Origin of the sequence: Streptomyces ipomoeae 91-03, from assembly GCF_000317595.1 — a bacterium.
Lineage (GTDB): Bacteria > Actinomycetota > Actinomycetes > Streptomycetales > Streptomycetaceae > Streptomyces > Streptomyces ipomoeae.
The window spans coordinates 1-4,514 of record NZ_AEJC01000497.1; the positions used below are offsets into that span (position 1 = coordinate 1).

Genomic DNA, 4,514 nt, shown 5'->3' on the forward strand with positions numbered 1-4,514 from the left:
CTCTGTGCGTTGCCGCGTCAGCCCTTGCTGATCTCCCAGAAGCGGAACACGGTCGAGGCGTCCAGGCAGTACTCCAGGCCGTAGACGTCGTCGCGGACGACGGCGTACTGCTTGGCCTGCCAGATGGGGATGAGGGGGACGTCGTTGGCGACGATGTTCTGGAGTTGGGCGTACTCCTCCTCGGTGGCGGAGCGGTCGCTCTGGGCGGCCGTCTTCGGGATGAGGTCGCCGGTGATGGTCTTGCTCTCGTAGTTGTTGTCCAGCACGTTGCCGTCGCCGAAGAACGGGCTGGTGAAGTTGTCGGGGTCGGGGTAGTCGGGGATCCAGCCCTTGACGTAGACGCCGTACTTGCCGTCGGCGATGTCCTTCTCGTACTGGTCGAACGGGACGGATTTCATGGTCGCGTCGAACAGGCCGCTGTCGTTGAGCTGCTTGGCGATGGCCTCCATCTCCTGGTCGGTGGAGGGGCCGTAGCGGGAGGGTGTGGACCAGAGGGTCAGCTTCACTTTGTCGGTGATGCCCTCGGCGCGCAGGGCGGCCTCGGCCTTGTCCTTGGAGGGGCGGGCGCCGTAGGTGTCGAAGAAGGCGGTGTTGTGGCCGGTGACGCCGGCCGGGACGATCGAGTACAGGGGTGTCGCGGTGCCCTGGTAGACGTCGCTGACGAGGCTGTCGCGGTCGAGGAGGTAGGCGATGGCCCGGCGGACGCCGAGCTTGCCGGTGACGGGGTCGTCCATGTCGAGGACGAGGTGCTGGACCTCGGCGCCGGTGCCGTCGACGATCTCGACGCCGCTGGCGGTGGAGGTGTCGGTCTCGATGTCGGCGATGTCACCGGCGCTGAGGCCGCGGTAGGCGACGTCGATGTCGCCCTCCAGGAGGGCCTGCTTGAGGGCGTCGCGGTCGCCGTGGAAGAACTTGAGGGTGACGCCGCTGTTCTCGACGTCGGCGGTGCCCTTGTAGTTGTCGTTGACGGAGAAGACGGCCTGGTCCTCGCCGAAGGACTCCAGCTTGTAGGGGCCGGAGCCGATGGCCTCGCCGTCCTTGCGGAGGCCGTCGGCGTCGTAGGAGCTCTCGTCGACGATGGAGCCGGCGCCGGAGGCTATCTTGCTCGGGAAGGTGGCGTCGGCGTACTTGAGGTTGAAGACGACGGTGTTGTCGTTCGGCGTCTCGACGTTGTCGAGCATGGGGAACATGACGGCGGGGCCGTCGGCGTCGTTGATCTTCAGCGTGCGGTCGAAGGAGAACTTGACGTCCTTCGCGGTGAGGGCTTCACCGTTGCTGAACTTGAGGCCGTCCTTGAGGGTGCACTCGTAGACCTTGGTGCCGGTGTCGGTGAAGGAGCACTCCTCGGCGAGGTCGGGCTCGGGTTCGGTGGCACCGTTGGGGAAGCGCAGCAGGGACTGGAAGACGTTGTTGAAGAGCAGCCAGGACCCGGGGTCGTAGCCGGAGGCGGGGTCGGTGGCCAGGACGTCGTCGGACATCCCCATGACCACGTTGGAGCCGGAGTCGCCGGAGCCGCCGTCCTCGGAGCCGCAGCCGGTCAGCAGGCCGGTGGCCAGCCCGGTGGCGATGGTCAGGGCGGGCCACTGGGTGCGCATGTTCACGTATGAGTGCCTTGTGTCGTCGGGTGGTGTCATGGCGACGCGCGGGCTCCCCCGAGGGCCGGCGTGCGCGGGGTCGGGTGGCTTCTGATGGTTGTCCGACGCCGCGGAGATCCATCAGAAGCCCTCTGGGTGCGGTCAGTTGTCCATGCCGCGGCCGAGCTCCCAGAGTTGGAGCGTGGAGGCCGAGTTGAGGGCGTATTCGGCGCCGGTGACGTTGTCTCGGGCGGCGACGTACTGGTTGCCCTGCCACAGCGGCAGGACGGGGACGTCGTCGGCGACGATGTCCTGGATGCCGGTGAGGCTCTCGGCGGCGTTGAGGCGGTCTTCGGCGCGGCGGGACTCGGGGATCAGCTTGCTCCGGATCTCGCTGTTGGCGTAGGGCGAGTGGAGGAAGTTGTCCTTGTCGAGGAAGGGCGCGAGGTAGTTGTCGGCGTCGGGGAAGTCCGGGAACCAGCCCATGCCGTAGACCGCGTACTCGCCCTTCTTCCCGGCGGGGCGGAACGTGGACCAGGGCGCGCCCTTGATGGTGACGTCGAACAGGTCGCTGTCGTCGAGCTGCTTCTTCAGCAGCTCGAACTCCTTCTTGGTGGCGGCGCCGTAGTGGTCGGTCGTGTAGTGCAGGGTCAGCTTCACCGGGGTGGTGATGCCGGCCTTCTCCAGGACGGTCCTGGCCTTGCCGACGCTGGGGTCGCCGTACTTGTTGAAGAACGAGTTGGAGTGGCCGGTGATGCCGGCGGGGACGAGGGAGAAGAGGGGCTCGGCCTGGGAGCCGTAGACCTGGGAGACGATCTCGCTGCGGTCGATGACCTCGGCCATGGCCTGGCGGACGGCGGTGCTGTCGACCGGGGCGGCGTCGGTGTTGAAGGCGAGGTAGCGGATCTCCAGTCCGGGGGCCTCGATCAGGTCGATGTCGCCGTCGTCGGACTTGGAGAGTTCGCTGATCTGCTCCGGTGTCATGGTGCGGGTCATCAGGTCGATGTCGCCGTCCTTCAGGGCGGTGCCCATGGCGTCGGCGCTCGTGAAGGAACGCAGTTCGACCTTGTCGTTCTTCGGGTCCAACTGGCCCTTGTAGTGGGGGTTCTTGGTGAAGACGGCCTTGACCAGCTCGTTGTTCTCGACCTGGGCGTCGAGGGTGTAGGGGCCGGAGCCGTCGACCTCGAAGCCGTCGCGGAGCTTGTCCTTGTCGTAGTCGGCGGGGTTGACGATGCCCGCGACGGGGGTGGACAGCTTGTACGGGAGGGTCGCGTCGGGGCTGTTGAGATGGAAGATCACCTCTTTGTCGCCCTTGGTCTCGACGAGGTCGATGGTGGACAGCAGGCCGTACACGCCGCTGTCGGCCTTGATGGCGCGGGCGCGGTCGATGGAGAACTTGACGTCCTCGGCGGTGATGGGGCTGCCGTCGGCGAACTTCAGGCCGCTGCGCAGGGTGCAGACGTAGCGCTCGTTGCCGGTGTCGGTGAAGCGGCAGTCGGAGGCGGCCTCGGGTTCGGGTTCGCCGTCGCCGCGGGGCTGGACCAGGAGGGTCTGCACGGTCTGGCGGAGGATGTTCCAGGTGCCGACGTCGTAGGCGTAGGCCGGGTCGACGGGGGCGGGTGCCTCCTCGGAGGCGGTGAACCGGTCGGTGGTGCCGACGACGATGGCGTCGCCGCTGCTACTCCCGCTGTCGGTTGTGCCGCAGGCGGCCAGTACCGGGGCGAGCAGACCGAGCGCGGCCGGCAGCACCAGGGTCTTGCGGTTCATGCTTGCGCTTTCTCCAAGCTGTGTTCCGAGACGAATGCCAGCGGGGTGGTGCGAGCGCGTCACGGGGGTGTAAGGCGATGTTCTCGCGTCGAGATTAGCCCGCGCCGTCTAACGCGTTCGCACACACCGGAGTTGGGGTCCCCTCACGCTGTGAAACCGGGCGTGGACAGACCGGTGTACCAGGCACAGAATGTTTGGTGCAGCCTTCACCAATCGGGACACAAGGGCGCGACCAACATCGCGGAAAGGGGGGTTTGGGCGGGCGTGAGGCCCGCTGCCCGACCCGGCTCGAGTGGTTGAAGTCACAGAACCAAAGGGGGTCGTGTGCACGGGAATTCCGTCATTCCCGCAGGTTGGAATTCCGGCAGCGGGCGCTCGTCGAATGATCTTCGATTTCTCGCGGTCCCGATTTTCACGCTGGGTGCACAGGTCTGCGCATTCCCGTCGTCAGAGCGCCATCAGGCCGCGCAGGAAGGGCAGGTCGACCTCTTCCAGCGAGGTCACGACGGTGCGTCGGGCGGCGGGGGTGATGGGGGCGACGGAGGGGACGGCGACCACATGGCAGCCCGCGGCCTCGGCGGCGGCGACACCGGTCGCGGTGTCCTCGATGACCGCGCATCTCGCCGGGTCCGCGTCCAGACCGGCGGCGGCCAGCAGGTAGGGGTCGGGGAACGGCTTGGTGCGCTCCACCTCGTCACCGGCGACCGTCAGCGCGAAGTACTGGGGGCCGAGGGAGGTCAGGACGCGGTCGATGATGCGCCGGTGCGAGGCGGAGACCAGGGCGGTGGGCACACCGTGCGCGGCGAGTTCGGCGAGGAGCCTGGCCGCGCCCGGCATCAGCGGCAGCGCCTGGCCGATACGGGCCTCGAAGCCGTCGTTGAGCAGCACGGACAGCTCGGCGAGGGTGATGTCGGCGCCGGTGGCCTCGATCAGGAAGCCCGCGCTGCGGCTCATGGGGCCGCCGACCACGACATGGCGCCAGGAGTCGTCGAGGGTGTGGCCGAGACCGGCGAAGACCTCCACTTCCACGTCCCACCAGAAGCCCTCGGTGTCCACCAGGGTTCCGTCCATGTCGAGGAGCACGGCCTGCAGTGCTGAGCCTTCGGCCGTACGGGTTCCGAGCGCGGGGATCGTCGTGGTCATCCGGCGCACCTCCTTGTGGGACGAGCAGGC

At 67.6% G+C, this 4,514-nt stretch carries 3 protein-coding genes; all 3 read right to left on the bottom strand.

The window, feature by feature from the left end:
- Positions 1-17 precede the first annotated feature (17 nt).
- On the bottom strand, positions 18-1,601 hold the full coding sequence (locus STRIP9103_RS32500) for an ABC transporter substrate-binding protein (protein WP_009327568.1): 1,584 nt from the start codon (positions 1,599-1,601) through the stop codon (positions 18-20).
- Positions 1,602-1,736: 135 nt separating this feature from the next.
- On the bottom strand, positions 1,737-3,341 hold the full coding sequence (locus STRIP9103_RS32505; protein ID WP_009327569.1) for an ABC transporter substrate-binding protein: 1,605 nt from the start codon (positions 3,339-3,341) through the stop codon (positions 1,737-1,739).
- A 447-nt stretch (positions 3,342-3,788) separates the two neighbouring features.
- The gene (locus tag STRIP9103_RS32510) at positions 3,789-4,484 is read right to left on the bottom strand and encodes an HAD family hydrolase (RefSeq protein WP_048821390.1); all 696 of its coding nucleotides are present in this window, start codon (positions 4,482-4,484) and stop codon (positions 3,789-3,791) included.
- Between the last annotated feature and the right edge of the window lie 30 nt (positions 4,485-4,514).

What these genes read in the sequence shown, in the direction of transcription:
- STRIP9103_RS32510 (WP_048821390.1), bottom strand. Translation starts at nt 4,484, where the DNA reads ATGACCACGACGATCCCCGCGCTCGGAACCCGTACGGCCGAAGGCTCA.
- STRIP9103_RS32505 (WP_009327569.1), bottom strand. Translation starts at nt 3,341, where the DNA reads ATGAACCGCAAGACCCTGGTGCTGCCGGCCGCGCTCGGTCTGCTCGCC.